This window comes from Allobosea sp. 10L417, from assembly GCF_056395485.1.
On sequence record NZ_JBFTJP010000012.1, the window covers coordinates 86,538 to 109,181 of the forward strand.

At 65.8% G+C, this 22,644-nt stretch carries 21 protein-coding genes; 10 read left to right on the forward strand and 11 right to left on the reverse strand.

The features are described from left to right. Positions 1-139: 139 nt before the first annotated feature. The 9 genes from AC1DE3_RS24200 (at position 140) to solA (ending at position 10,249) form a co-directional block, all read left to right on the forward strand. Positions 140-1,111 (forward strand): MsnO8 family LLM class oxidoreductase, encoded by a 972-nt coding sequence (locus AC1DE3_RS24200; protein WP_476852825.1) that lies wholly within the window; start codon positions 140-142, stop codon positions 1,109-1,111. Positions 1,112-1,145: 34 nt separating this feature from the next. Next, a complete protein-coding gene (locus AC1DE3_RS24205; protein WP_441514134.1) occupies positions 1,146-2,498 on the forward strand; it encodes an LLM class flavin-dependent oxidoreductase in 1,353 nt (450 codons plus the stop codon). Next, positions 2,495-3,673 carry a M20 aminoacylase family protein gene (locus AC1DE3_RS24210; RefSeq protein WP_441514135.1) on the forward strand — a complete coding sequence of 393 codons (1,179 nt, stop codon included), beginning with the start codon at positions 2,495-2,497 and terminating at the stop codon, positions 3,671-3,673. Before AC1DE3_RS24205 ends, AC1DE3_RS24210 begins: the two co-directional genes overlap by 4 nt. 14 nt (positions 3,674-3,687) lie before the next feature. Next, positions 3,688-4,215: a GNAT family N-acetyltransferase gene (locus AC1DE3_RS24215; RefSeq protein WP_441514136.1), complete on the forward strand. Its 528-nt coding sequence runs from the start codon at positions 3,688-3,690 to the stop codon at positions 4,213-4,215. Between the two features lie 27 nt (positions 4,216-4,242). Then, positions 4,243-6,012, forward strand: coding sequence for an amino acid ABC transporter permease/ATP-binding protein (locus AC1DE3_RS24220; protein ID WP_441514137.1), 1,770 nt, complete (start codon positions 4,243-4,245; stop codon positions 6,010-6,012). 43 nt (positions 6,013-6,055) lie between these two features. Next, positions 6,056-6,997, forward strand: a complete 942-nt coding sequence (locus AC1DE3_RS24225) for an ABC transporter substrate-binding protein (RefSeq protein WP_441514138.1) — start codon at positions 6,056-6,058, stop codon at positions 6,995-6,997. A 77-nt stretch (positions 6,998-7,074) separates the two neighbouring features. Further along, positions 7,075-7,995, forward strand: coding sequence for an ABC transporter substrate-binding protein (locus AC1DE3_RS24230; protein WP_441514139.1), 921 nt, complete (start codon positions 7,075-7,077; stop codon positions 7,993-7,995). Positions 7,996-8,002: 7 nt separating this feature from the next. Beyond that, positions 8,003-9,022, forward strand: a complete 1,020-nt coding sequence (locus AC1DE3_RS24235) for an LLM class flavin-dependent oxidoreductase (protein ID WP_476852826.1) — start codon at positions 8,003-8,005, stop codon at positions 9,020-9,022. Positions 9,023-9,061: 39 nt separating this feature from the next. Next, a complete protein-coding gene (gene solA, locus AC1DE3_RS24240; RefSeq protein ID WP_441514141.1) occupies positions 9,062-10,249 on the forward strand; it encodes an N-methyl-L-tryptophan oxidase in 1,188 nt (395 codons plus the stop codon). 48 nt (positions 10,250-10,297) lie between these two features. Here solA and AC1DE3_RS24245 read toward each other — a convergent pair whose 3' ends face one another. From AC1DE3_RS24245 to AC1DE3_RS24295, 11 genes are all read right to left on the reverse strand, one after another. Beyond that, positions 10,298-10,465, reverse strand: a complete 168-nt coding sequence (locus AC1DE3_RS24245) for a hypothetical protein (RefSeq protein WP_441514142.1) — start codon at positions 10,463-10,465, stop codon at positions 10,298-10,300. Between the two features lie 761 nt (positions 10,466-11,226). Further along, positions 11,227-12,249: a PAS domain S-box protein gene (locus tag AC1DE3_RS24250; RefSeq protein WP_441514143.1), complete on the reverse strand. Its 1,023-nt coding sequence runs from the start codon at positions 12,247-12,249 to the stop codon at positions 11,227-11,229. Between the two features lie 32 nt (positions 12,250-12,281). Then, a complete protein-coding gene (locus AC1DE3_RS24255; RefSeq protein WP_476780957.1) occupies positions 12,282-12,578 on the reverse strand; it encodes a hypothetical protein in 297 nt (98 codons plus the stop codon). Then, on the reverse strand, positions 12,563-13,213 hold the full coding sequence (locus AC1DE3_RS24260; protein WP_476852827.1) for a hypothetical protein: 651 nt from the start codon (positions 13,211-13,213) through the stop codon (positions 12,563-12,565). Before AC1DE3_RS24260 ends, AC1DE3_RS24255 begins: the two co-directional genes overlap by 16 nt. Then, complete coding sequence (locus AC1DE3_RS24265) at positions 13,185-14,069, reverse strand: ABC transporter permease (protein ID WP_441514144.1); 885 nt, start codon at positions 14,067-14,069, stop codon at positions 13,185-13,187. The genes AC1DE3_RS24260 and AC1DE3_RS24265 overlap by 29 nt, the downstream gene beginning before the upstream one ends. After that, positions 14,066-15,007 (reverse strand): ABC transporter permease, encoded by a 942-nt coding sequence (locus tag AC1DE3_RS24270; RefSeq protein WP_441514145.1) that lies wholly within the window; start codon positions 15,005-15,007, stop codon positions 14,066-14,068. The genes AC1DE3_RS24265 and AC1DE3_RS24270 overlap by 4 nt, the downstream gene beginning before the upstream one ends. A gap of 34 nt (positions 15,008-15,041) precedes the next feature. Further along, positions 15,042-16,634 (reverse strand): ABC transporter substrate-binding protein, encoded by a 1,593-nt coding sequence (locus AC1DE3_RS24275; RefSeq protein ID WP_441514146.1) that lies wholly within the window; start codon positions 16,632-16,634, stop codon positions 15,042-15,044. A 64-nt stretch (positions 16,635-16,698) separates the two neighbouring features. Then, complete coding sequence (locus tag AC1DE3_RS24280) at positions 16,699-18,390, reverse strand: M20/M25/M40 family metallo-hydrolase (protein ID WP_441514147.1); 1,692 nt, start codon at positions 18,388-18,390, stop codon at positions 16,699-16,701. 71 nt (positions 18,391-18,461) lie between these two features. After that, a complete protein-coding gene (locus AC1DE3_RS24285; RefSeq protein ID WP_441514148.1) occupies positions 18,462-20,012 on the reverse strand; it encodes an ABC transporter substrate-binding protein in 1,551 nt (516 codons plus the stop codon). A 1-nt stretch (position 20,013) separates the two neighbouring features. Continuing rightward, positions 20,014-20,811: a polysaccharide deacetylase family protein gene (locus AC1DE3_RS24290; RefSeq protein ID WP_441514149.1), complete on the reverse strand. Its 798-nt coding sequence runs from the start codon at positions 20,809-20,811 to the stop codon at positions 20,014-20,016. Continuing rightward, positions 20,808-21,632 (reverse strand): polysaccharide deacetylase family protein, encoded by an 825-nt coding sequence (locus AC1DE3_RS24295; RefSeq protein WP_441514150.1) that lies wholly within the window; start codon positions 21,630-21,632, stop codon positions 20,808-20,810. Before AC1DE3_RS24295 ends, AC1DE3_RS24290 begins: the two co-directional genes overlap by 4 nt. A gap of 215 nt (positions 21,633-21,847) precedes the next feature. Here AC1DE3_RS24295 and AC1DE3_RS24300 point away from each other — a divergent pair, with 215 nt between their 5' ends. Further along, positions 21,848-22,636 carry an IclR family transcriptional regulator gene (locus AC1DE3_RS24300; protein ID WP_441514151.1) on the forward strand — a complete coding sequence of 263 codons (789 nt, stop codon included), beginning with the start codon at positions 21,848-21,850 and terminating at the stop codon, positions 22,634-22,636. Positions 22,637-22,644: the final 8 nt, after the last annotated feature.

Sequence of the window (22,644 nt, forward strand, 5' to 3'; positions counted from 1 at the left end):
TTTAGAGGAGAAGCAAGCGTTCGGATTCCGAGTGTTATCGACGCTGACGATAAGAAAATTCTCAATCCTTATTTCGCCGGACGGTCGCGCGCCGTGACAATCGCCGCCTCTCGCCCTCGATGGGCCTGCGGAGCGAAACATGATTTACGCGCTGAGCCTGCTAGACAAGAGTCCGATCGCGGACGGCTCGGATCCCGAGCAGGCGCTTGCCGATTCCGTCGCCTATGCCCGCCACGCCGAGCGGCTGGGCTACCATCGCTTCTGGCTGGCCGAGCACCACGGCAACGGCGAGGTTGCAGGCGTCGCGCCGGAGATTCTGGCGGCCTGGATCCTCGCTTCGACCGATCGCATCCGCGTCGGCTCCGGCGGGGTGATGCTGCAGCATTACAGCCCGTTCAAGGTCGCTGAGAGCTTCAAACTGCTCTCCGCCCTTGCACCCGGCCGCGTCGATTTCGGCATCGGCCGGGCGCCGGGCGGGCTTCCTCTGGCGACGCAGGCTCTCCAGTCCCGTCTGGACCGCTCAGTGCCGCCGGATTTCACTGCTCTGGTCGAGGCGCTCGAGGGCTATTTAAATGACGATCTCGCCCGGCCGCTCGCCCGCGCTACACCGCGGCGCATTCTGCTTGGCGGCTCGCCGGAGAGCGGCGCTCTCGCCGCGCGGCTCGGCTGGGAATTCGTCTTTGCCGGTCATTTCAACGGTGATGCCGCGCTCATCGAAGCCAGCCTCGGGGCCTATCGAGCCGGGGGCGGCCAAGCGCCGGCGCTGGCGGTTCATGCCTTCGCGGCATCGTCCTCGGCGGCGGCACGGGAGGCAGTGCGGGAGACGCGCATCTTCCGCGTGACGCTCTCGGATGGTCGCGCGGTGAATCTGCGCAGCCGCGAGCAGGCAGAGAGCTTCGCGCGCGAGGCGGGCGACGCAAACTTCACCGTCCGCGAGACCCATCCCCACGTCATCGCCGGCACCGGCGAGGAGGTGCGCGCCGAGCTCGATGCCCTGGCGACGCGCTTCGGCGTGGCGGAGGTCGTGCTCGACAACCCGGTCCGCGACGCGGCCGCGCGCCGGCACTCCATCGAGCTGATCGCCGCCGGCGCCCAGCGGGCCGCAGCCTGATCCTGCATCCCTCTCCAACCCGACGAGGCCCCCCATGAGCGCGAACGCCGCGAAACCCGTCTCCTTTGGCATCATGCTTCAAGGCGCCGGCGGGCATATGAATTCCTGGCGTCACCCGTCCGGCCCAGCGGACGCCAGCGTCAATCTCGACTTCTACGTCGAGACCGCCCGCAGGGCGGAAGCCGCCGGCATCGCCTTCGCCTTCGTGGCGGACGGGCTCTACATCAACGAGAAGTCGATCCCGCATTTCCTCAATCGTTTCGAGCCGCTGACGATCCTTTCGGCGCTGGCGGTCGCGACGACGAAGATCGGGCTCGCCGGCACGGTCTCGACCTCCTATTCGGATCCGTTCACCGTCGCCCGGCAATTCGCCTCGCTCGATCAAATCTCGAAGGGCCGCGCCGGCTGGAACGTCGTTACGACCCCGTTGGAAGGCTCGGCGACGAACTACAGCAGACCGCATCCCGAGCACGCGCTGCGCTACGAGATCGCCGACGAATATCTCGAGGTGACACAGGGCCTCTGGGATTCCTGGGATGAGGACGCGGTCGTCAGGGATCGTAAGAGCGGCCGTTTCTTCGATCCGGCCAAGCTGCACCGGCTCGACCACAAGGGCCGCTTCTTCCAGGTCGAGGGGCCGCTCAATATCGGCCGGTCGAAGCAGGGCCAGCCGGTGATCTTCCAGGCTGGCTCGTCGGACGCAGGCATCAAGCTCGCAGGCAAATATGCCGACGCCGTCTTCACCCATTCGCCCTCGCTCGAAGAGACGAAGGCCTTCCGCGACCAGGTGCGCGTCGCCGCCGTCGCCCATGGCCGCAGCGCCGACGACGTCAAGGTCTTCCCCGGCATCGGGCCGATCGTCGGGCGCACGGCCGAGGAGGCGCAGGCGAAATACGAGGTCATCCGCAACCTGATCTCGATCGACGACGCGCTGGCCTATCTCGGCCGCTATTTCGATCATCACGACTTCACGCAATACCCGCTCGATGCGCCGTTTCCCGAGCTCGGCGACATCGGCAAGAACAGCTTCCGCTCGACGACCGACCGCATCAAGAAGACTGCGCGGGAGCAGAATCAGACCTTGCGCGAAGCGGCGCTTGCGGCCGCGACACCCAAGCCCAATTTCATCGGCACCGGCGCGCATGTCGCCGGGGAGATCATTCGCTGGATCGACGCTGGGGCGGCGGACGGCTTCATCCTCGGCTTCCCGGTGACGGCCGAGGGGTTCGCCGATTTCGTCGAGCTGGTCGTGCCCGAGCTGGAAGCGCGCGGCCGCTATAGCCGCGATCTCGCGGGCGAAACCTTGCGCGACCATCTCGGCTTGCCGTTCAAGGTGAGCCGCTATGCGCAGGCGCAGCCCGCTCAGGCGCTGGCGGTGGCCGGATGAACGCGCCGGTCCGCAATCCGTCGCCTGTCCTTCCCGAGGTCGCGGAAGAACTCGATCGCTTCATCGCGCTGCGCCGTCATTTCCACCAGAATCCGGAGCTCTCGACGCAGGAGAAGGAGACGGCCCGGCATATCGCCGAGTTGCTGGGCGAGTGGGGCTACGACGTCGAGACCGGGATCGGCGGCGAGGGCGTCGTCGGCACGCTGCGTGTCGGAACCGGCACGAGGGCGCTGGGCATCCGTGCCGACTTCGACGCGCTGCCGATCGCCGAGGCGACGAACCTGCCGCATGCGAGCCGGAATGCCGGCGTGATGCACGCCTGCGGCCATGACGGGCATACCGCGATCCTGCTCGCCGCCGCCCGGGCGCTCGCCCGGCGCAAGCGCTTCGACGGCACGCTGCGGCTGATCTACCAGCCGGCCGAGGAGATCTCCGTCGGCGCCAGAAGCATGATCCGCGACGGCCTCTTCGAGCGCTTCCCGGTCGATGCGATCTTCGGCCTGCACAACTGGCCGGGGGTGCCCGAGGGCGTGTTCGGATTCGTGGACGGCCCGGCCATGGCGGCGGTGGACAAGGCCGTCATCAGGATCGTCGGCCACGGCTGTCACGGCGCCGCGCCGCATGAGACGGTCGATCCCGTGCTCGCCGCTGCCCATGTGGTGACGGCGCTGCAGAGCCTGGTCTCCCGCAACGTTCCCCCGCTGGAGGCAGCCGTCGTCACGGTCGGCTCGATCCATGGCGGCACGGCTTCCAACGTCATTCCGGATTCGGTCGAGCTCCAGGCGACGATCCGCAGCTTCTCTCCCGAGGTGCGCCGGCTCCTCTCCGAGCGCCTGCCGGCCCTGGTGAAGGCGCAGGCCGAGGCCTTTGGCGCGACGGCGGACGTCGAATACCGGCTGGGAATGCCGGCCGTGGTCAACCATGCGGGCCCATCGCAGTTCGCGCGCGAGACGGGGCTCGCCGTCTTCGGCGCCGCCGGGGTGGAGCCGAATCTGGCGCCGCGGACGGCGAGCGAGGATTTCGCCTACTTCCTCGAGGAGCGGCCCGGCGCCTTCCTCTTCGTCGGAGCGGGCAAGGGGCCGCCGCTGCACTCTCCCCAATACGACTTCAACGACGCGCTGATCGCGCCGGCCGCGCCCTACTGGACGCGCCTCGCCGAGCGCTTCCTCGCCTGATGACGGAGAATCCGATGACGGATTTGTTTGTCTCGACCAGCCCGGAAGATCCGCTGGCGCAGCCCCTGATTCAGGATCTGATCCGAGAATATGACGGCCGCTATGGCGATGTCCCCGGCCGCGACCCGGCTGTCGTCGAGCTCCATCGCTACCCGCCCGAGCTGTTCCTGCCGCCGCGCGGCCATTTCCTGCTGTTGTTGCGAGGCCGGGAGCCTATCGCCGGCGGCGCCTTCATGCCTCATGCGGAGCCCGAGACGGCCGAGGTCAAGCGTGTTTGGGCGCGCTCCGATCTGCGCCGCCAGGGGCTGGCCGCCCGGGTCGTGCGCGAACTGGAGCGTTTGGCGCTGGAACAGGGCTACCGCCGCTTCTACCTGACGACCGGCAGCCGCCAGCCGGAGGCTGTCGAGCTCTATCGATCGCTCGGCTACGAGCCGCATTTCGACCTGAACGTCGACGCCGGCAAGTTCAGCCATCTGCCCTTCCGCAAACGCCTCGTCGCGTCGATCGACCTGCCCTTTGAGGCCTTCGCCGTTTCGGCCTGAGCCCCCATCCCGTCACAGGATCCAGCCATGACCCTCGCCCTCGACGGCAACGCCGCGACCGTTCCCCCGACGTCCGTGCATGCGGGACGCGCCGGGCTCCGGATCGTTCCGGCCCGTAATCCCTGGCGCATCGCCGGCGGCGCTTTCGCAATCATCGTCGTCGTCGCCGTGCTCAATTCGGTGCTGGGCAATCCGCGCTGGGGCTGGGACGTGTTCGCCGAGTGGTTCTTCGCGGAACCCGTGCTGGTCGGTCTCGGCCGGACGCTGCTTCTGACGCTGCTCGGCGCTCTGCTCGGCTTCACCTTCGGGGCGCTTCTGGCGCTGGCGCGGCTCTCTGGCTCGGCCCCGCTGGCGGCGGTGTCCTGGACCTTCGTCTGGATCTTCCGCTCGATCCCGTTGATCGTCCTCCTGCTGATCCTCAACAATCTCGGCTATCTCTACGAGACCGTCTCGCTCGGCGTGCCCTTCACCGGCTGGACGCTGTTCTCCTACCCGACGACACAGCTCATCAGTCCCTTCATGGCGGCGGTGCTCGGCCTGACGCTCAACCAGGCCGCGTTCTCGGCCGAGTTCATCCGCGGCGGCCTGCTTGCCGTCGACCAGGGCCAGCACGAGGCCGCGGCCGCGCTGGGCCTGCCGAAGCGGCGCCAGTTCTTCCGCATTGTGCTGCCGCAGGCGATGCGCTCGATCACGCCGACCGCCTTCAACGACATCATCGGCCTCGCGAAGGGCACCTCCAACGTCTACATCCTGGCGTTGCCGGAGCTGTTCTACACCGTCCAGGTCATCTATCGCCGCAATCTGGAGGTGATCCCGCTGCTGATGGTGGCGACGGTCTGGTATCTCGTCATCCTGACCGCGCTGTCGGTGGTCCAGTCCCAGATCGAGCGCTATTACGCCCGCGGCGCGTTACGCCAGCGCCCGCCCTCGATCTTCGACCCGCTGCTGCGGCGCTTCGCGCGCGGCAGCGCCTCGGCCGCGGCGACGCCCACCGTGCCGGGCGAGCCTGTCGCACAGGCCCCGCTCGCCCATCGCCGCGGCGGCGAGATCACCATCCGAAGCGTCTCCAAGAGTTTCGGTGAGCTCAAGGTGCTCGACGACGTCTCGCTGACTCTGCCTTCGGGCTCGGTCACCGCGATCATCGGCCCGTCCGGCTCGGGCAAGTCGACGCTGCTGCGCTCGATCAACCATCTCGAACGCCTCGATCGCGGCGCGATCACGCTCGACGGCCAGCTCATCGGCTATCGGCAGCAGGGCGAGCTCCTCTACGAGCTGAAGGAGCGCGAGGTACTTAGCCGGCGAGTCGATGTCGGCATGGTGTTCCAGAACTTCAACCTGTTTCCGCATCTGACGGCGCTGGAGAACATCGTCGAGGCGCCAATCCATGCGCGCCGCACGACCCGTGCCGAAGCCGAGGCCGCGGCCCGCGAACTTCTCGCCCGCGTCGGCCTCTCCGACAAGGCCAATGCCTATCCGCGCCAGCTCTCGGGCGGGCAGCAGCAGCGCGTCGCGATCGCCCGCGCGCTGGCGCTGAAGCCCAAGGCGCTGCTCTTCGACGAGCCCACCTCGGCGCTCGACCCCGAACTGGTCGGCGAGGTGCTGGCCGTCATCAAGGAGCTGGCCCGTTCCGGCGCGACCCTCGTCATCGTCACCCACGAGATCGGCTTCGCCCGCGAGGTTGCCGACCAGGTCGTCTTCATGGATGGCGGCCGCATCGTCGAGGCCGGCCCACCAGAGCGGGTGCTCGACGCGCCCGAACAGCCGCGCACCGCGGAATTCCTCGCCAAGGTGCTGTGAAGCCCCACCGCCTCCATCCCCCTCTCGACCGAAAGGCCCGACCATGACCTCGTCGAACGCATTTTCCCGCCGCGCCTTGCTCGGCCTCCTCGCCGGAGCCGCGCTATTCCCCTCGCTCGCCTTGGCGCAGCAGAGCTTCGACCTGACCGCGGCGCAGAAGGGTCAGCAACGCGCCGAGGCGGTCCCCGAGGCGATCAAGCTCTTGAAGGATGTGAAGCTCGCAAAGCCGGGCACACTCACCATCGCCACCACCGGCACTCGCTTACCCTTCGGCATCAACGCGACCGACGACCAGAAGGTCATCGTCGGCTCCGAGCCCGACATCGCCCGGCTCGTCGCCGACGGCCTCGGCCTGAAGCTCGAACTGGTGCAGGTGGCCTGGGCCGACTGGCCGCTGGGCGTCACGTCCGGCAAATACGACGCGGCGATCTCGAACATCACGGTCACCGAGCAGCGTAAGGAGAAGTTCGACTTCTCGACCTACCGCAAGGACCAGCTAGGCCTGTATGCCGGCGCCAAGAGCGGCATCAAGGAAATCACCAAGCCGGAAGATATCGCAGGGCTTAAGGTCATCGTCTCGTCGGGCACCAACCAGGAGCAGATCCTGCTGCGCTGGATCAAGGCCAATGAGGCCAAGGGCCTCAAGACCACCGAGGTGCAGTATTACGACGACGATGTCGTGCTCTATCTCGCGCTCGATTCCGGCCGGGCCGACGTCTATTTCGGGCCGAACGGCATCCTCGGCTTCAAGTCCGCGCAGACCGGCACCACCCGGCTGGTAGGCTCCTTCTCGGGCGGCTGGCCGGAGACCGCCGAGATCGCCGTGACGACGAAGAAGGGCGCGGGCTTCGCGGATGCGATCGCCGCCGTCATCAACGCTCAGATCAAGAACGGCAACTACCAGAAGTCGCTGGCGCGCTGGGGCCTCGCGGCAGAGGCGATAGAACTCTCCCGGGCCAATCCGGCGGGTCTGCCCAAGAGCTGACCTGCGCGTCTTCGCCAGCTTTCTTCCCCTCGATCTACGGGGCGCCGGTGGGCGCCCCCTTCGCTCGGAGACCCGCCATGATCACCCGCAGAGCGGCCATCGCCGCCGCCGTATTCTCGCTCGCGGCGCCTGCCCTCGCCCAGTCGGTCTACGACCTCAATCCCGAACAGCCAGGCCGGCCGCGCGTGCAGCCCAACCCGGCCGCCATCACGGCAATCTCGAAGGACTTCAAGTTCGTGGAGCCCGGCGTGTTCACGGTGGCGACCAACGCCAGCACGCCGCCCCTTGCAACCTATGCGACCGACTCCAATACGCTGGTGGGTGCGGATCCGGATGTCGCCCAGCTCATCGCCGACAGCCTCGGCCTCAAGCTCAAGCTCGTACCGACACCCTGGGCCGACTGGCCGCTCGGCGTGATCTCCGGCAAATACGACGCGGCGATCTCGAATATCGGCGTGACGGAGCAGCGCAAGGAGAAGTTCGATTTCTCCAGCTACCGGCTCGGGCTGCATGGCTTCTTCGTCAAGGCCGACAGCAAGGTCGAGAAGATCGCCGAGCCGAAGGATCTGGCAGGCCTGCGCGTCGTGCTCGGCGCCGGCACCAACCAGGAACGCATCCTGCTTGAATGGAGCAAGCAGAACGTCGCCGGCGGGCTCAGGCCGATTGAGCTCATCGCCTTCGACGACGAGGCCAATCGCCTGCTGGCCCTGTCCTCCGGGCGCGCCGACGTCATCGTCCAGCCCCATGCGCAGCTTCTCTTCATCCAGCAGCGCGACCGGAACATCAGGCGCGTCGGCGTGCTCAGCGCCGGCTGGCCCGAGCGCTCGGACGTCGCTGTCGCGACCCGGAAGGGGGCCGGCCTCGCCGAGGCGATCACGATCGCGCTGGACGGCGTGTATCGCGACGGCCGCTTCGACGCCGCTCTGAAGCGCTGGGGCGTCGAAGAGGAGCGCCTCGACAAGCCGCAGACCAATCCTCCCGGCCTGCCGAAATATTGAGGGCGCGATGGTTATTGCCTCGCTCGGCTTCCTGACACCCGGCACCTTTACCCTGGACGATCCCGCCGCCGGCCTCGAGCGAGGGCTCGAGTTGTTCGCGCTGGGTGAGCGCCTCGGCTACGATTCGGCTTGGGTCCGGCAACGGCATCTCGAGCGCGGCGTCTCCTCGGCCGCGACCTTTCTCGCCGCCGCAAGCCAGCGCACGCGCCGGATCGAGCTCGGTACGGCGGTCATCCAGCTCGGCTACGAGAATCCGTTCCGCCTCGCCGAGGATCTCGCCACGGTCGACGCTCTGTCCCACGGGCGCCTGCAAATTGGGATCAGCGTCGGCGCGCCCGCCCATTCCGACTATCTCGGCGCGCATTTCTTCGACGGCGTTCCCAAGGCCGCCGACTACGGTTACGAACGGGCGCTGCGCCTGCGCGAGAACCTGCGCAGCCCGCTGCTGGGCGACGAGCATGCGGTGATCGCCTCGCCCGCCGGGCCGCAGCGGCCGCGCCTGCATCCTGTCGCGCCCGGACTCGACGAGCGCCTATGGTACGGCGGCGGCTCGTTGCGCTCGGCCGCCTGGGCCGGGCACAACGGCTTTGATCTGCTGACCGGCAACATCGTCCAGGGCGAGACGACGGATCGCTTCTTTGAGGCCCAGCAGCACATCGTCGAAACCTTCCTCGACGCCTGGTCCGGCGCACGTCCGCCGCAGATTGCGCTGGGGCGGGTCATCGTTCCGACGGATGGCGCCGATGTCGCCTCGCGCCGCCGCTACGCGGATTATGCGCAAGGCCGGACGGCCCGCACTCTGGACCCGCAAGGACCGAAGCGTACGCTTTTCGCCCCCGATCTCGTCGGCAGCACCGACCAGATTCTGTCGCAGCTGCGCAGCGATCCGGTCCTGCCTCATGCGACGGCCTTCAGGCTGGAGCTGCCCTATGATTTCGAGCTCGCCGAATACCAGCAGATCCTGGACGACGTGCTGCGCCGCGTCGCTCCGGAGCTGGGCTGGCGGCAGCCGGCCGTAGCCGCCTGAGCGGCCAGTTCGTGTCGTGCCACTGCAAGGTCGCCTCCCATGAACAACCGTCTGACGGCGGACATCGTCGTACTCGGCCTCGGCGCCATGGGCGCCGCCAGCCTTTTCCAGCTCGCCGCACGGGGAGCGGACGTCCTCGGCGTCGACCAGTTCCGGCCACCGCACGAGCTGGGCTCGAGCCACGGAGAGACGCGCATTACGCGCCTGGCTGTCGCAGAAGGATCGGCGCTGGCCCCACTCGTGCGTCGGTCACACGAGATCTGGGCGGAGCTCGAAGAGCGCAGCGGGGAGAGCCTGTTCGGGCGCGTCGGATTTCTCGCCATATCGAGCGAGGTGCCACGGCCGAGCCCGGCCGATTTCGTCGAGCGCACGCTTGCCGTCGCGCGTGCAACTGGCACGCGCCATGAACTGATCGGCGCGGACGAAGCAGGTCGCCGCTATCCCTGGCTGAGCCTGTCCGAAAGCGACCGCGTCTATTACGAACCGGAGGGCGGGTATCTCAGCCCGGAGCGCTGCATCGCAGTCCAGCTCCGTCTCGCCGAGGCATCGGGCGCGCGCGCGGCTTTCGACACGCGCGTAAGCGAGATCGTGCCGCATGGCGATCATGTCGAGCTGCGAACGGGGCGTGGCACGATCGCGGCTGGCCAAGTCGTGGTCAGCGCGGGTGCCTGGGCCGGCCGCCTGCTCGGCCCCCGCATCGCGAGCCTGCTACGGCCAACCCGCGAGATCCTGCACTGGTATCGGGTCGATCCCTCGGTGCCGGCGGGCTGGGACGAGGCCCCGGTCTACATCTGGTCCTACGGCCCGCGCCCGGAGGACGGCTTCTACGGCTTCCCAGCGCGGGACGGCGCGGTGAAGCTCGCTCACGGTGAGAAAACGCACGGCGTCGATCCCGACGATTTCGACCGCTCGAGCGAGGATGGAGAATCCAGAGCCTTCTATTCGCGTGCGGCAGAAGGTCGGCTGAAAGGGCTGCGGATCGGCGAGACGCGGCGCAAGACCTGCCTCTATACAGTCTCGCCCGACAACGGCTTCATCATCGATCGCTGGCCGGACAGCGAGCGCGTGCTCGTGGTGTCCCCCTGCTCGGGGCACGGCTTCAAGCATTCGGCAGCAATCGGCGAGGCGGTCGCCCAGACGATTTTCGATGGCGCGAGCGGCATCGATCTGTCGAGTTTCGGGTTGGCCCGGTTCCGCGATCGCACCGAACTGCCGATCTCCAGATGAGCCGGTGGCGCGACGCTGCCCCCCGGATGGGGTGGCCGCCGCGCCGGTTCATTCCACGTAGGAGAGATAGCGTTCGCCGCTGTCGGGGAAGATCACCACGATGGTCTTGCCGGCATTCTCGGGCCTGGCAGCCAGCGTCAGCGCGGCAGCGGCCCGATCCGAAAAGAGTTTCGGCGGCCGATGCTTCGCCTCTCTGTCCCGCTCGCGCTCCTGCATTCGCTTAGCCTGCGCTCGTGCTTCATGTGAGCCCTCTCTGACGCCGCAGCCCAAGAACCCCAGTTGCCCAGAACAGTTGCATCCTTCCCGCGAAGGATGGCCCGCACGGCCGGGCCCACGCTTTCCTCCAAAACACGTCCATGAACCGTATCATGCTTCTCGCCTTGGGATCGCTGTCGCTTGCCGGCTGCCAGACGCCGATCCGCTGGGCGTGGCGTTGGCGCGACGGTCCGCCGACGCTGCCGCCACCTAAGCCGCACGGCGGATAGGAACGAAGGATGCGGTCGCGCGTTCCGCCTTCGAGACACCTCGAATCCTCACCTGGCGCCGTCAGCCTCGGCTGTCGGGGCCTTTTTTGTGCGAACGGACCCCGCCAGAGAGCTTGGCGTTTGGCCATAAATAATGGGATCACCCTATGCCTGGATATCGTTTCACCACCGACAACGGGAGGTGGACAAGGCGACGAGGCTTTGGTCTACCCCGATGACAAAGCCGCCGCGCACGCCGCTCAGGAAGCTTTGGCCGACATGGCCAAAGAGGAGCTCCTGACGGTCCGGCGCTGGATCTCAGCGCGTCTGTCGAGAAACATGATGGTCAGCCCGTTTACCGTGCAACTTTAAAATTCAGGGGCGAGACGGCCGAGTAAGCTCAAGGAGCGGCGGCCGCAGACGACGTGTCCACCGATGACGCGGTCGAAGCAGTCCAGGGGGCGCTGGATAGTCGCCAAACGTAGGGCGGTGTTGCAAGCCGATTGAGGCCCATCAAGCTAGGGACGTTTTCGGAATAGAGAGCGAAAGGGCCAGACCTGACTCCTGCCAATCTCGCTCGACGGTAGCGTGTAATGCGCCAGCCAATCCTTGCTCCAACCTGCTACCGAAACCTGCAGCTCGTAGGACGGGGGCAGGTCCGCCCATCTCCTTCCAGGTCAGTATGAGGTCATCATCGGAACGAGAAATCTCGATCATGAGACGGCCGGCATCCCTGGACAATGATCCATGTTTTGCGGCGTTCGTAGCCCATTCGTGGAGCAACAGAGCCAAATTGGTGACGGCCTTTCCCCCTATTTCACAATCGTCGCCGCAGACCTCGATCCGGTCATCGAGGGCGTAGGGTTCCAGGATGACTTGGACGAGCGAACGAAGCGTCAAGTGCCCGGAATCGGGCCCGTGGGAACGGTCCGCGAGGATCAGTTCGTGGGCCCGAGCCAACGAAGATAGTCTGGCCTGCAGCCCATCGATAACCTCGGCTTGATTACCCTTCGAGCGGGCGCTGATAGAGACGATTGCCGTTGCCAGGGCGAACAGGTTTTTGATGCGATGATGCATCTCGCCGATCAGCAGCTGCTGTTGCTGCTGAGCTCTCAGGCGTTCGGTGATGTCACGGGCAATTTTAGAAGCGCCGACGATTTTACCAGCTTCATTACGGATGGGCGAAATTGTCAGCGAGATGTCGATCAGTGAGCCGTCCTTGCGTCGACGTTGGGTCTCGAAATGATCAACGCGGTTGCCCTTCTGGATCTCCGACAGAATCATCGGCTCTTCATTCAGCCTGTCGGGCGGAATTAAGATGGTGACGGATCGGCCTATTACTTCTTCGGGCGGGTAGCCGAACAGCCGCGTCGCGCCGCCATTCCAGCTCTGGATAATTCCGTTCAAGTTCTTGCTGACAATCGCATCATCCGATCCGTCGATGATCGCTGCCAGCCAGTCTCTAGGATCTGGCGTACTCGCGCTGTCGTCTAATTCTGGCCGCAGAACTGCCGAAACTACCATGCTATTCGACAATCTAGCCTCCGCCATATTGTACAAAGGCAACGCTACCGCATGAAATCGCTGCTTTGCTTCGCCGCGCGCGCTATCCGGTGAATCCAGACGCGAACACTATTTTGACGATTGGCCTTATCTGACGCTACCTTGTCAAGTTGCACACTGGTAAGGGAGCGATACTGTTGCTCTGCTTCAACACTGAACTTCACCTCGCCGCCTCGTCGTTCGGCCGTGGTTCGAGCAGCTTGCACCGCCTCTTGGATATGGGGCGAGTGGCCATAGGTCGCCCCCGTAACATCGCGGTAGGCCCACACCGGGCCGACGCGGCAAACTAGAAGCTTCTGCATTCGCGTGTTCCAAAGCAGGTCTGTAAACGCCCCAAATTTACAAAGGTTCCCGCGCATTTCCCTGGGAGGAAGCATAGCCGCTGGCCTTTAGGGGGCTGCGGTTGAACGGGCGATAGGATCAATTCTTTTGCCTGCTGCCGGCCGTAACGAAGGTTCTCGCCGACTATCGCGATATCATTATCGAGATCGTCACGACCTATGAGCTCTCGGACGTCGTCGCCGAGGCGTTCGACGCCGCCGTCAGGCTGGGCGAGCACGTCGCCAAGGACATGGTCGCGGTTCGGCTCGGGCCCGACATCCCTATGGCGATCGTCGGGACGCCCGGCTACCCCCCAGCTCAGCCCGCTCCGGCCATGCCGCAGGACCTCGTGGGCCACCGCGGCATCAATCTGCGCCTGCCGACGCCAGGCACGGTCAATGCTTGGCGACTCGTCCAGGATGAGCGAGAGGTCCGCGCGCGCGTCGATGGGCCGCTGGTCTTCAATGCTGTCAGCGCATACGGGCTCGACTATAAGACTGACGCGAGCCAATACACTGCGCTTCGTTAATGGAGCGATCGGACGAGCGATCGCTTTATCAAGATTACAGGCTGTGTGACATGTTGGTTCAATAGATTCTACGCGGGTCGAGGGCATCTCGCAGCCCATCCCCGAGGAGATTGACGGCAAGCACTGTGGCCGAAAGGAAAGCTGCCGGGATCAGCACGATATAGAACTTGAGCTGCCAGAGCGTCCTGCCCTCCGCCATGATGTTTCCCCAGGACGGTGTAATCGGCGGCGTCCCTGCGCCGATGAAGGACAGCACGGCTTCGGTGACCATCGCCGCCGCGCTGATATAGGTCGCCTGCACAATCAGGGGAGAAAGCGAGTTCGGCAGGATGTGGCGGACGATGATCCGGGGCGTACTCGCACCGGCGGCCGTGGCGGCCTCGACATAGGGCTGCTCGCGTAGGGAGAGAACCGTCGAGCGGACCAGGCGCGTCACGCGCGGGATCTCGACGATCGTCAGGGCGACGATCACGTTGATGACCGAGCCCTTCGTGAGAGCCATCAGCGCGATCGCCAGTAGCATCGACGGGATCGACATCAGCCCGTCCATGATGCGCATGACGACGACGTCGACGCGCTTGATGAAGCCCGCTATCAGGCCGATCAGCAGGCCGCCGGCCGACGAGAGGATCGCGACCGAAAACCCGACCAGCAGCGAGATGCGGGCGCCATACAGGACGCGGGAATACAGGTCGCGCCCGAGCATGTCGGTGCCGAAGAAGAACTGGGCGGAAGGCTCGCGCAGCCGGCGCGCCAGCGACGTCGCCGTCGGGTCAATCGTGCCCAGCATCGGGGCCAGTATGGCGATCGCGACCATTGCGATCAGGACGGCCGATCCGAACGGGATCGTCGGATGCCGCCGCATCAGCTTGAGCGCCTCGGCAAGGCGGGAGCCTTCGGAAGACCTGCCAACGGTGCCGGCGTGGAGCAGGGAGGAGTTCAATAGCGGATCCTCGGATCGACGAGCGTGTAGATAAGGTCCACGGCCAGGTTGACGAGCACGTAGACGAACGAAAAAATCAGCACGAGCCCTTGGATGACGGGGTAGTCGCGGCGCAGGATGGCATCGACGGTCAGCCGCCCCATGCCAGGTATCGTGAAGACGGTTTCAGTGACGACCGTGCCGCCGATCAGCGCGGCGAAACCGATGCCGATAACCGTGATGACCGGCACAGCACCGTTCTTGAGCGCGTGCAGGAACAGGACGGAGTGAGGGCCCAGGCCCTTGGCGCGCGCGGTCCGGACATAGTCCTGCTGCAGGACCTCCAGCATCGATGCGCGCGTGATCCGGGCGATCAGGACGATGTAGACGAAACCGAGCGTGACGGCGGGCAGAATGAGGCGTTGCAGCCACGGCCAGAGCCCTTCCGACAGCGGCGAGTAGCCCTGCGGCGGTAGCCATTGCAGCTTCAAGGCGAAGGCCCATGCCAGGATGTAGCCGACGACGAAGAGCGGTACCGAGAAACCGACCACCGAGACGCTCATGATCGTCCGGTCGATCCAGCTGCCGCTCTTCCAGGCCGCAACCACGCCGAGCGGGACGGCGATGCAGACCGAGAGCAGGAGCGTCAGCAGCATGACCGAAACAGTCGGCCCAACCCGCTCCGCCATCAGCGCCGTCACCGGCTGGCCCGTGAAGACGGAGTTGCCAAGATCGAAATGGACCAGCCGCCACAGCCAGTTGCCGAATTGCACGAGGAAGGGCTGGTCCAAGCCGAGGCTCTGCCTGATCCGCTCGATATCCGCCGTTGAAGCCTGGTCCCCCGCGATCATCGTTGCGGGATCGCCGGGTGCGAGGAACAGCAGCGAGAACACGGTCAGCGCGACGACCAGCATGACCGGTATCGTCGCGAGGATGCGTTTCAGGATGTAGGCGAGCATGGAGCGGTCTCCTCATGCCGCAGGGAGGGCGAAATCAGCCACGACGGATGTTCCAGAACACCGTCGCAGTCGGCACACGATCGACCAGGTGTTTTTTGAGCGCGGTCTGGCGGTAGATGGCGCCGAGCGGAAGGGCCGGGAGCTCATCCATCCCGACGACCTGCATCTCCTGCGCGATGCGCTTGCGGTCGTCGACGGATGGCGAGTTGAGCCAGGCGTCGCGGAGTTCTTCGAGCTTCGGAACGGTCGGCCAGCCGAACCAGGCGTTGCGCCCATTGCCGCGCAGCATGATGTTGGTGCCGGGATCAACGAACCAGGTGCCGGGGAAGAGCCAGCAGCTCAACGACCAGCCGCCCTTGTCGATCGGCTCTTCGGAGCGGCGGCGCTGGGCGACGGAAGCATTGTCGAGAAGCGCGATATCCAGATTCAGGCCGAGCTTGCCGAGCATGTCCGCCGCGACCTGGGCCAGCGGCGTGGTCGAAGCCGGGCTGTCAGCGGCGCCAAGCAGGCGAACCCGCTCGTTGGCATAGCCAGCCTCCTTCAGGAGCTGCCGGGCCTTCTCGATGCTGCGGGGACCTTTCAGCGGGTCGAGGCCGGCATCGCTGGCGAGCGCCGTGCCGGGTGGGAAGAACCCGCTGCCGGTCGCGAAGTTCTGCGGGTTGGTGCCGGCGACGGACATGCAGAACTCCGCCTGGTCGATTGCGGGGAGCAATGCTTGGCGAATCTTCTTGTTGTTGAACGGGGCATGCAGGGCATTGATCCGCATCATCGCCATCGAGGGGATGTCCTCGAGGCGCGGCAGGTCGATATCCTTGAAGCCGGCCAGCAGCTCGACCGTTTCTGACGTCGGTCCGCCGATCCAATCGACATCACCAGTCTGGAGCGCCGCGGCGGCCGTTGCGGCGTCGGGAATGCGGCGCCATTCGACACGATCGAAATGGACCATCTTCGGGCCTGCCGTCAGGCCGCGCGCGGTGCTGGGCGTAGGCTGATAGCCCTGGAACTTCTCGAACACCGCAAGATTGCCAAGCTGGAACTCGTCGGCCTTGAACTTGAACGGGCCCGAGCCGGTCCGATCGGTGATCTGCGTCTTCACATCTGTCTGGGCGACCCGCTCGGGCATGATGAGAGGCACGGGAGCGCTGAGTTGCCCCAGTACGGCGGGCAGGATCGGGAAGGGGCGCTTGAGGCGGAAGCGCAGCGTCCGGTCGTCGACCGCGACGAGTTCGTCCGTCAGCGCGAACAGCGTCGCGCCCATCGGCGCGGCCTGCGACCAGCGCTTCAGGCTGGCGACGCAATCGCGGGCGCGGATCGGCTCGCCGTCATGGAAGGTGATGTTGCTTCGCAGCGTGATGGTGCAGCTACGCCCGTCATCGCCCCAGAGCAGGCCTTCGGCAAGCTGCGGCTGCGGCTGGAAATTCGCATCCAGCCCGAACAGCGTATCGTAGATCATGTAGCCGTAGTCGCGGGTGATATCGACCGTCGACCACATCGGGTCGAAAATCGTCAGGTCCGTATAAGGCACGAACCGAAGCACTTTCTGCCGGGCTGATTGCGAAAGAGCCGGAGCACTGATGCCGGCGAGTGCGGCGGCGGCGCCGGCTTTGATGAAGCTGCGACGGTCCATGGTGATCCCCTGTTGGATTGTGCGGCTGTGAAAGCCGCAGCGATTGGTCGAAAGCCGGACTGGGTCAGGGCGTGCCGTTGCGCGCGGCCTCGACCAGCTCGATGGCTTGCGAAAGACCATGCGCGATGCGGTTGGCGCGCTGGCGCAAGTGCACCCCCGCCATCCGGGTGGCATCGGCATCGAGGCGATTGAGCGTCAGAGCCGCCGCCAGCCCGGGCAGGATCCTGCTGGCCCGGCCGAGGTCGAACTCGAAGGCGCTGCGCGCGTGATAAAGAACCGGGTTGAGATGGCGGCCGAGGCGCAGAAGGAGCCGGTCGTCGGATGCGGTCGGCGCCCAGCCGGCGAGCGCATCGGCAAGTCTCTCGGCAAGGCAGGTCAGGCGCGCGATATCGTCGAGCGCCGGGGCGGCGTCACGATAGACGCGCAGGCCTGCGAGCACGTCGCCCGCCATGGCTGCGGGCTTGAAGGGCAGGGCGCGGGCGTCGATCAATCCCGCGACGAGGTTTCGATAAATTAGCGTGTCGACGGCCAGGACTGCGGCGTCCATATGCTCGATCGTGTCCTGATCTGTGTGCCACCACCAGGCCAGGCCGCTGCCGTGTAGATGTTCCGGGCTGGCAGCCGGGAGGAAGGCGCTAACCTGAGCCGTGGCGAGCCCGATTCCGCTGAAGCTCTGGTCGGAGTTACGTGCCGAGCGCCGGGGATCGATATAGGGATCGAGCCGCTTGACCGAGCGGTCGACGAAATCCTCTTCCTCTTGCGTCTGCTTGCCGACCGTTCCGTCAAGCACCTGCCTGACGTAGTCGACCAATTCAGCGGTCGTGTTCCGCAGGGCCTTGGTGGTGCCGCCGCGGCTGCCGACAATATCGACATTGAGATAGGCGATGGCGTCCCGGTAGAGCGAGGCACGAAATGCGTCGGCATACCAGGATGAGCCGGCGTAGCCGCCCTGTTCGTGCCCGGTCCAGAAGGCGAACTTGATGCCGTAGCGGGGCTTGGGCTGCTGCTTGAGCAGCCGCGCGAGCTCGATCAGTAGGGCGACGCCGGCCGTGTTGTCGGTCGCACCGTCCCCCCATGTGCAGTAATGCGCGCCGAGCAGGACATAGCCCGGCTCCCGCCCCTCGATCTCGCCGACGGGCTGCTGGGCGGCACGCCATTCCGTGCGGATTTCGCTGGTCATGGTGATCTGCGAGCCGCTTGCGATGGCTTGCGCCAGAACGGCGGCGGCGTCGCGCGAAACCTGTATCGCGGGCACGCTCGGCAGCAGGGCGAGATCGGCCGGGCCTGTCGGCGCGCCCCACAGCGGCGAAGCCTGTACGTAATGGCGCTGCGGCCCATGCGAGATGGCGATGACGCCGAGCGCGCCGGCCTTCTGCGCACTGATGCAGGAGTCGTAGCGCGGTAGTCCATCGATCACCAGAAAGGCGCCGTTCAGGTCGGCCGATTCCAAAGAGCGGGTGACGCGGCCGCTCAGCTTGTCGGCAGAGGCCGTGAAGGCGGAGCCATTGGCCGGCAGCACAGTGCCATTGACAGCGAGAGACGCCTTGACGGGCCAACTGATGAAGGCGTCGAGTTCGAGGATCTGATTGGCAACGCCGCAGGACGTCAACTGTTCGCATATGAAGCGACAGGCGGTTGCGGCGCTGTCCGATCCCGGCAGCTTTCGGCCGAGCGCGGACAGGGTGGCCACCGTCGCCTGCAACCTCACCGCGGAGATGCCGGCAGCTTTCGGATCAGTGAGTATCGCAAGCGTCATCTGGCCCTCGGCCGTCATGAAAAGTGGGATTTGCGGAGCGACGGCATGGCGATCGCTCCGGGCAGCGGAGGTCAGGGAGCGACCGAAACATTCCAGTAGCGCGGCTTCTGGCCGGGCCAGGACTGGAAGCCGGTGACGTTCTTCCGGAAGGCGACCGTCGTGGCGCGCGTGCCCCATACGACGAGCGGCGCTTCCGCCATCTGCAGGCGATGCAGCTCATCGTAGAGCGCCTGCTTGTCCTGGCCGTCATCGGCAAGAACGAGCTTCTTGAGGAGCTCCTTCGAGGCGGGGCTGTCCCAGACCTTGTCGGCCTGGCGCGCCTTGTCGCCGGTGAAGCGCTCGACGATGAAGAGCGGATCGAGATAGGGTGTGAGATTCCAGACCATCATCTGGTAGCGCCCGCTGTAGAAGCGCTCGAACTGCGTAGCGAATTCCAGTATTTCGACATCGACATTGAGGCCGACGGCCTGCAGCATGGACTGGAGGTAGATCGCTGTATCGCCCATCACAGGAGATGCCTTGCTGGTGATCAGAGCAATCCGCTCGCCCTTGTAGCCGGAGGCCTTGATCAGGGCGCGCGCCTTGTCGGGGTCGTATTCTGCGCCGCTGCGCTGGACCTTGCCGTAGAATTTACTCGTCAGCGGGATCAGCGACGGAGAGGCGATGCTGTCATCGTCCAGCACTGCCTTGGCGAGGCTCGCGCGATCGATCGCATGGCTGATCGCCTGGCGGATGCGCGGATCGGCCAGCACCGGATCGCGAGATTGCAGCGGGATCGTGTAGATGCCGGCGACCGGCGTCGTGACGACCGTGACGTTCTTATCGTTGGCGAAATCATTGATTGAGGCTGCATCGACGTCGGTCCAAAGATCGAGCTGGCCCTGCAGGATGCCGAGCTTGGCGACCTGGGCGTCCGGGACGAGATTGATCCTAACCTTCTCGACTTTCGCTTCCTTCGCGCCGGAAAGCCCGTCCGAAGGTTCCGTCCGCGATCTATAGTCTGCGAACCTCGTGAGCTCGATGAATTGGCCCTTGCGCCAGTCGGTCATCTTGAAGGGGCCGGTGCCGATCGCCGCGACCCAGTTGCCGTTGGCATCGACCGCATCGGGATGGGCGATGCCGGCGGAATCGCAATCGCCGCGGGCCATGGCGCTGAGGAAGGAGCCGCTCCGCTCAGCGAGCTGGAATTCCACCCGGCGATCGTCGAGCGCCTTGACCGACTCGATCTTCGTCGCGTTCGTGCCATTGAAGGCGCCGCGACAGGGCCACGCGGATTTGGGATCGAGGAAGTGCTCCCAGGTCCAGACCACCTCCTTCGCGGTCAAAGGCGCGCCGTTGTGAAACTTGATGCCGTCGCGGAGGGTGAAGACATAGGTCTTGCCATCGGCGGAGGTGTCGATCTTCTCGGCCAGCATGGGAGCGACGCTTCCGTCGGCGCGCCATGCGACCAGGCCCTCGTAGATGTTCTGAAGGACGCTGCCCGTTGCTGTGTCGGGGCTGCGGCCGGGCATCACACCCCGGATATCGGATGTGAGCATCGTCCGCAGAGTCTGGGCCGAGGCAGGACTTCCGGCCGCCGCAAACGCGGTCAATCCGAGGGCGAGGGCTGCAAGAGCACGCATCTCAATCTCCGGTCGTGTCAGATGTCGGCGCGATGCCGGCTGTTCGAAAGCGCTCCGCCACTTCGGCGCAGAGCAGGGGCTCGGCTCCCCGCGCCTCGGCCAGCCCGACGAGGCGCTGGACCAAGGGCAGGCGCGCGGCGCGCCCGACGCCAATGTCGGCGCGGGGATGGAAGGTGAGGCAGGCGTAGCTGTCGACCGCGAGCAGAGCCGAGAGCTCCTCGCTCATCAGTTCCTCGGCCCGGTCCTGGGTGACACGCCGGCGGAAATGCGTGGCGTCGGTCAGCCCCTCCGAGATCGGCAACTCGACCATGCCATCGCCGCCATGCCCGCCCAATGCGTAGGGACAGTCGTCGTCGAGGAAACTGGAATCGTAGAGATAGCCGAGGCTCTGAAGGATCGGGATCGTATCCGGGGACAGGGTACCCGTCGGAGATCGAAAGCCGCGCGGCGACGCTCCGCTCAGGCGAAGCAACGTCTCGTGCGCTTCGCCGATGGCTGCGGCTTCCGCCTCGCGGCCGAGCGCGGGGTGGTCTTCGAATGCTCGGCCGTGATTGGCAATCTCGTGGCCGTCCCGCAGGCAGCGCTCGACGAGGTGAGGCAGCTTTTCAGCTTCCGTCGCCGGCCAGAAGAACGTCGCTGGAAGCCCGCCTTCGCGCAGGGCGTCGAGCAGGCGGGCAAGGCCGATGCGATAGGTGTAGCGGCCATGGGCATCACGGCCGAACAGCTCCGCTTCCGGAGTGCTTGCGGCCTCCGGGCCAATGCCGTGCACGTTCACGGTGATGAGAAGGGAGCCGGTCATGCCCGTGTCTCCTGCCAGCGGGAGGGCTCGCTCAGGCAGTATTCCGCGAGTTCGCGGCAGGTCATGAAGCGGATGCCGGGCGTCGCCCTCGCGTGAGCCAGGAAACGGTCGACCGCCGCCGCCCGCGCCGGGGTGCCCGAGCCGCCACCCGCTCGGGGATGCACGGTGAGGTGGACATAGCCGTCGCGATCGAGCGCGGCGTCGAACTCCTGCACGAAGTTGCGCTCCACCTCCGCTGCCGAGGCGCCGCCCGTGAAATACATCGGGAAATCGTCGAGAGAGACGGTGTTGTTCGGCAGGATCATGAAGCCATCCTCCAGCAGGTAGGGGATGTCCTCGTCCTTCTCGCTCGCGTCGTAGATATAGCCGAGGCGCCGCAGGGTCGGCAGCGTCAGCCGGCTCTTGCGCCCGGATGGCGAGCACCAGCCGACCGGCGCCGCACCGAAGCCTTCGAGAATCCGATGGGTCTTTTCGAGCAGCTCCGGCTCCCTCTCGCCGAGGTCGAAGCCTTCATGCTGATAGCCATGGGCTGCGATTTCGTGGCCTGCTTTGCTGATATCGAAAAAGGGCTCCGGCCAGTGCTCGGCGTCATAGCCGCAGCAGAAGAAGGTCGCTTTCACGTCGTGACGGTCGAGCATCTCCAGATAGCGGTGGATGCCGCGCCGCAGCGCGTAACTGCCGCGGCCGTGGATGCCGAGCGCGTTCTGGCCGCGGCCGGCTTCGACGGCGGGGCCATCGACATGGATCGTGACGCAGACGACGGCCCTGGCGTCACCGGGCCAGCGGATCCGGCCGAAGCGGACTTTCGCGTCTGAAGCCATCGGTTTTTCGTTCCCTGCGATCTCGATGACGCAGCCGTTGTTGGAGGAGCGCTGCCAAAGGTCGATTTCGGAGGAGCTTGCGTCGGACTTGCGTCGATGTCAAATTATTGAACCGATGGTTCATCTAGCGAACCAAACGACATTGTGGTAGTGGCGAACTTCACAAGAGGGCGGCCCCGCCATCTTGGGGGCCGAGCAGAAGGAGAGCGCCAACGATGAGTGCGTCCCCGCCCAAAGAGATCGAGAAGTACCGGGTCGATGCCGTCGACGCCGCGCTCGGCGTTCTGCAGCTCATTGCGGAAACGCCCGATCTCGGCCTCTCTGAGATCACGCGGCGTTCAGGGCAGAGCAAGGCGAGGGTGTACCGGCTGCTGTGCAGCCTCGAGGCCAGCAATTTCATCAGCTCGACACCCGAGCGGCGCACTTATCGGCTGGGGCTGGCCGCGCTGGCGATCGGCAATGCGGCGGAGCGGCAGATCGATATCGCGAGGATTGCCGGGCCGATCATCGCGAAGCTCGGCAGCGGCACGGGCGAAACGGTCCAGCTTCGCGTTCGCGACGGCCGCAACAGCCTCTGTGTGGCAGGTTGGGAACCGGAGCGAGCAGTGAAGGTGCTGGCGGGCATAGGCGGAAGCAGGCCCATGCATGCCGGCTCGGGCGTCGTCCTTCTCGCCTTTCAGGACGAGGCCTTTCGGGAGGCGCTGCTCAGTGAGCCGCTGAAGGCGTTCACGGACCGGACCTGCGTCGATCCCGATCGGCTTCGGCAGGTGCTCGCGCATGTTCGCGGCCAGGGCTTCTATGTCAGCCATGGCGAGGTTAGCCCCGACCTGATCTCGATCTCCGCGCCGGTGATGGGTCCCGACGGCAAGATCATCGCGACGATCCATATCGGTGCGCCGACAGGCCGGGTGAGCGAGAGCCTCCTTCCCACCCTCGTCGAGACCGTTCGCAGCGCGGCGCGTGAGCTTTCGGCGCTGCTCGCGGCCTCTCGAAGCGCCGGCTGAACGTGTCG

What these genes read in the sequence shown, in the direction of transcription:
- AC1DE3_RS24200 (WP_476852825.1), top strand. Translation starts at nt 140, where the DNA reads ATGATTTACGCGCTGAGCCTGCTAGACAAGAGTCCGATCGCGGACGGC.
- AC1DE3_RS24205 (WP_441514134.1), top strand. Translation starts at nt 1,146, where the DNA reads ATGAGCGCGAACGCCGCGAAACCCGTCTCCTTTGGCATCATGCTTCAA.
- AC1DE3_RS24210 (WP_441514135.1), top strand. Translation starts at nt 2,495, where the DNA reads ATGAACGCGCCGGTCCGCAATCCGTCGCCTGTCCTTCCCGAGGTCGCG.
- AC1DE3_RS24215 (WP_441514136.1), top strand. Translation starts at nt 3,688, where the DNA reads ATGACGGATTTGTTTGTCTCGACCAGCCCGGAAGATCCGCTGGCGCAG.
- AC1DE3_RS24220 (WP_441514137.1), top strand. Translation starts at nt 4,243, where the DNA reads ATGACCCTCGCCCTCGACGGCAACGCCGCGACCGTTCCCCCGACGTCC.
- AC1DE3_RS24225 (WP_441514138.1), top strand. Translation starts at nt 6,056, where the DNA reads ATGACCTCGTCGAACGCATTTTCCCGCCGCGCCTTGCTCGGCCTCCTC.
- AC1DE3_RS24230 (WP_441514139.1), top strand. Translation starts at nt 7,075, where the DNA reads ATGATCACCCGCAGAGCGGCCATCGCCGCCGCCGTATTCTCGCTCGCG.
- AC1DE3_RS24235 (WP_476852826.1), top strand. Translation starts at nt 8,003, where the DNA reads ATGGTTATTGCCTCGCTCGGCTTCCTGACACCCGGCACCTTTACCCTG.
- solA (WP_441514141.1), top strand. Translation starts at nt 9,062, where the DNA reads ATGAACAACCGTCTGACGGCGGACATCGTCGTACTCGGCCTCGGCGCC.
- AC1DE3_RS24245 (WP_441514142.1), bottom strand. Translation starts at nt 10,465, where the DNA reads ATGCAGGAGCGCGAGCGGGACAGAGAGGCGAAGCATCGGCCGCCGAAA.
- AC1DE3_RS24255 (WP_476780957.1), bottom strand. Translation starts at nt 12,578, where the DNA reads ATGCAGAAGCTTCTAGTTTGCCGCGTCGGCCCGGTGTGGGCCTACCGC.
- AC1DE3_RS24260 (WP_476852827.1), bottom strand. Translation starts at nt 13,213, where the DNA reads ATGCCCTCGACCCGCGTAGAATCTATTGAACCAACATGTCACACAGCC.
- AC1DE3_RS24270 (WP_441514145.1), bottom strand. Translation starts at nt 15,007, where the DNA reads ATGCTCGCCTACATCCTGAAACGCATCCTCGCGACGATACCGGTCATG.
- AC1DE3_RS24275 (WP_441514146.1), bottom strand. Translation starts at nt 16,634, where the DNA reads ATGGACCGTCGCAGCTTCATCAAAGCCGGCGCCGCCGCCGCACTCGCC.
- AC1DE3_RS24280 (WP_441514147.1), bottom strand. Translation starts at nt 18,390, where the DNA reads ATGACGCTTGCGATACTCACTGATCCGAAAGCTGCCGGCATCTCCGCG.
- AC1DE3_RS24285 (WP_441514148.1), bottom strand. Translation starts at nt 20,012, where the DNA reads ATGCGTGCTCTTGCAGCCCTCGCCCTCGGATTGACCGCGTTTGCGGCG.
- AC1DE3_RS24290 (WP_441514149.1), bottom strand. Translation starts at nt 20,811, where the DNA reads ATGACCGGCTCCCTTCTCATCACCGTGAACGTGCACGGCATTGGCCCG.
- AC1DE3_RS24295 (WP_441514150.1), bottom strand. Translation starts at nt 21,632, where the DNA reads ATGGCTTCAGACGCGAAAGTCCGCTTCGGCCGGATCCGCTGGCCCGGT.
- AC1DE3_RS24300 (WP_441514151.1), top strand. Translation starts at nt 21,848, where the DNA reads ATGAGTGCGTCCCCGCCCAAAGAGATCGAGAAGTACCGGGTCGATGCC.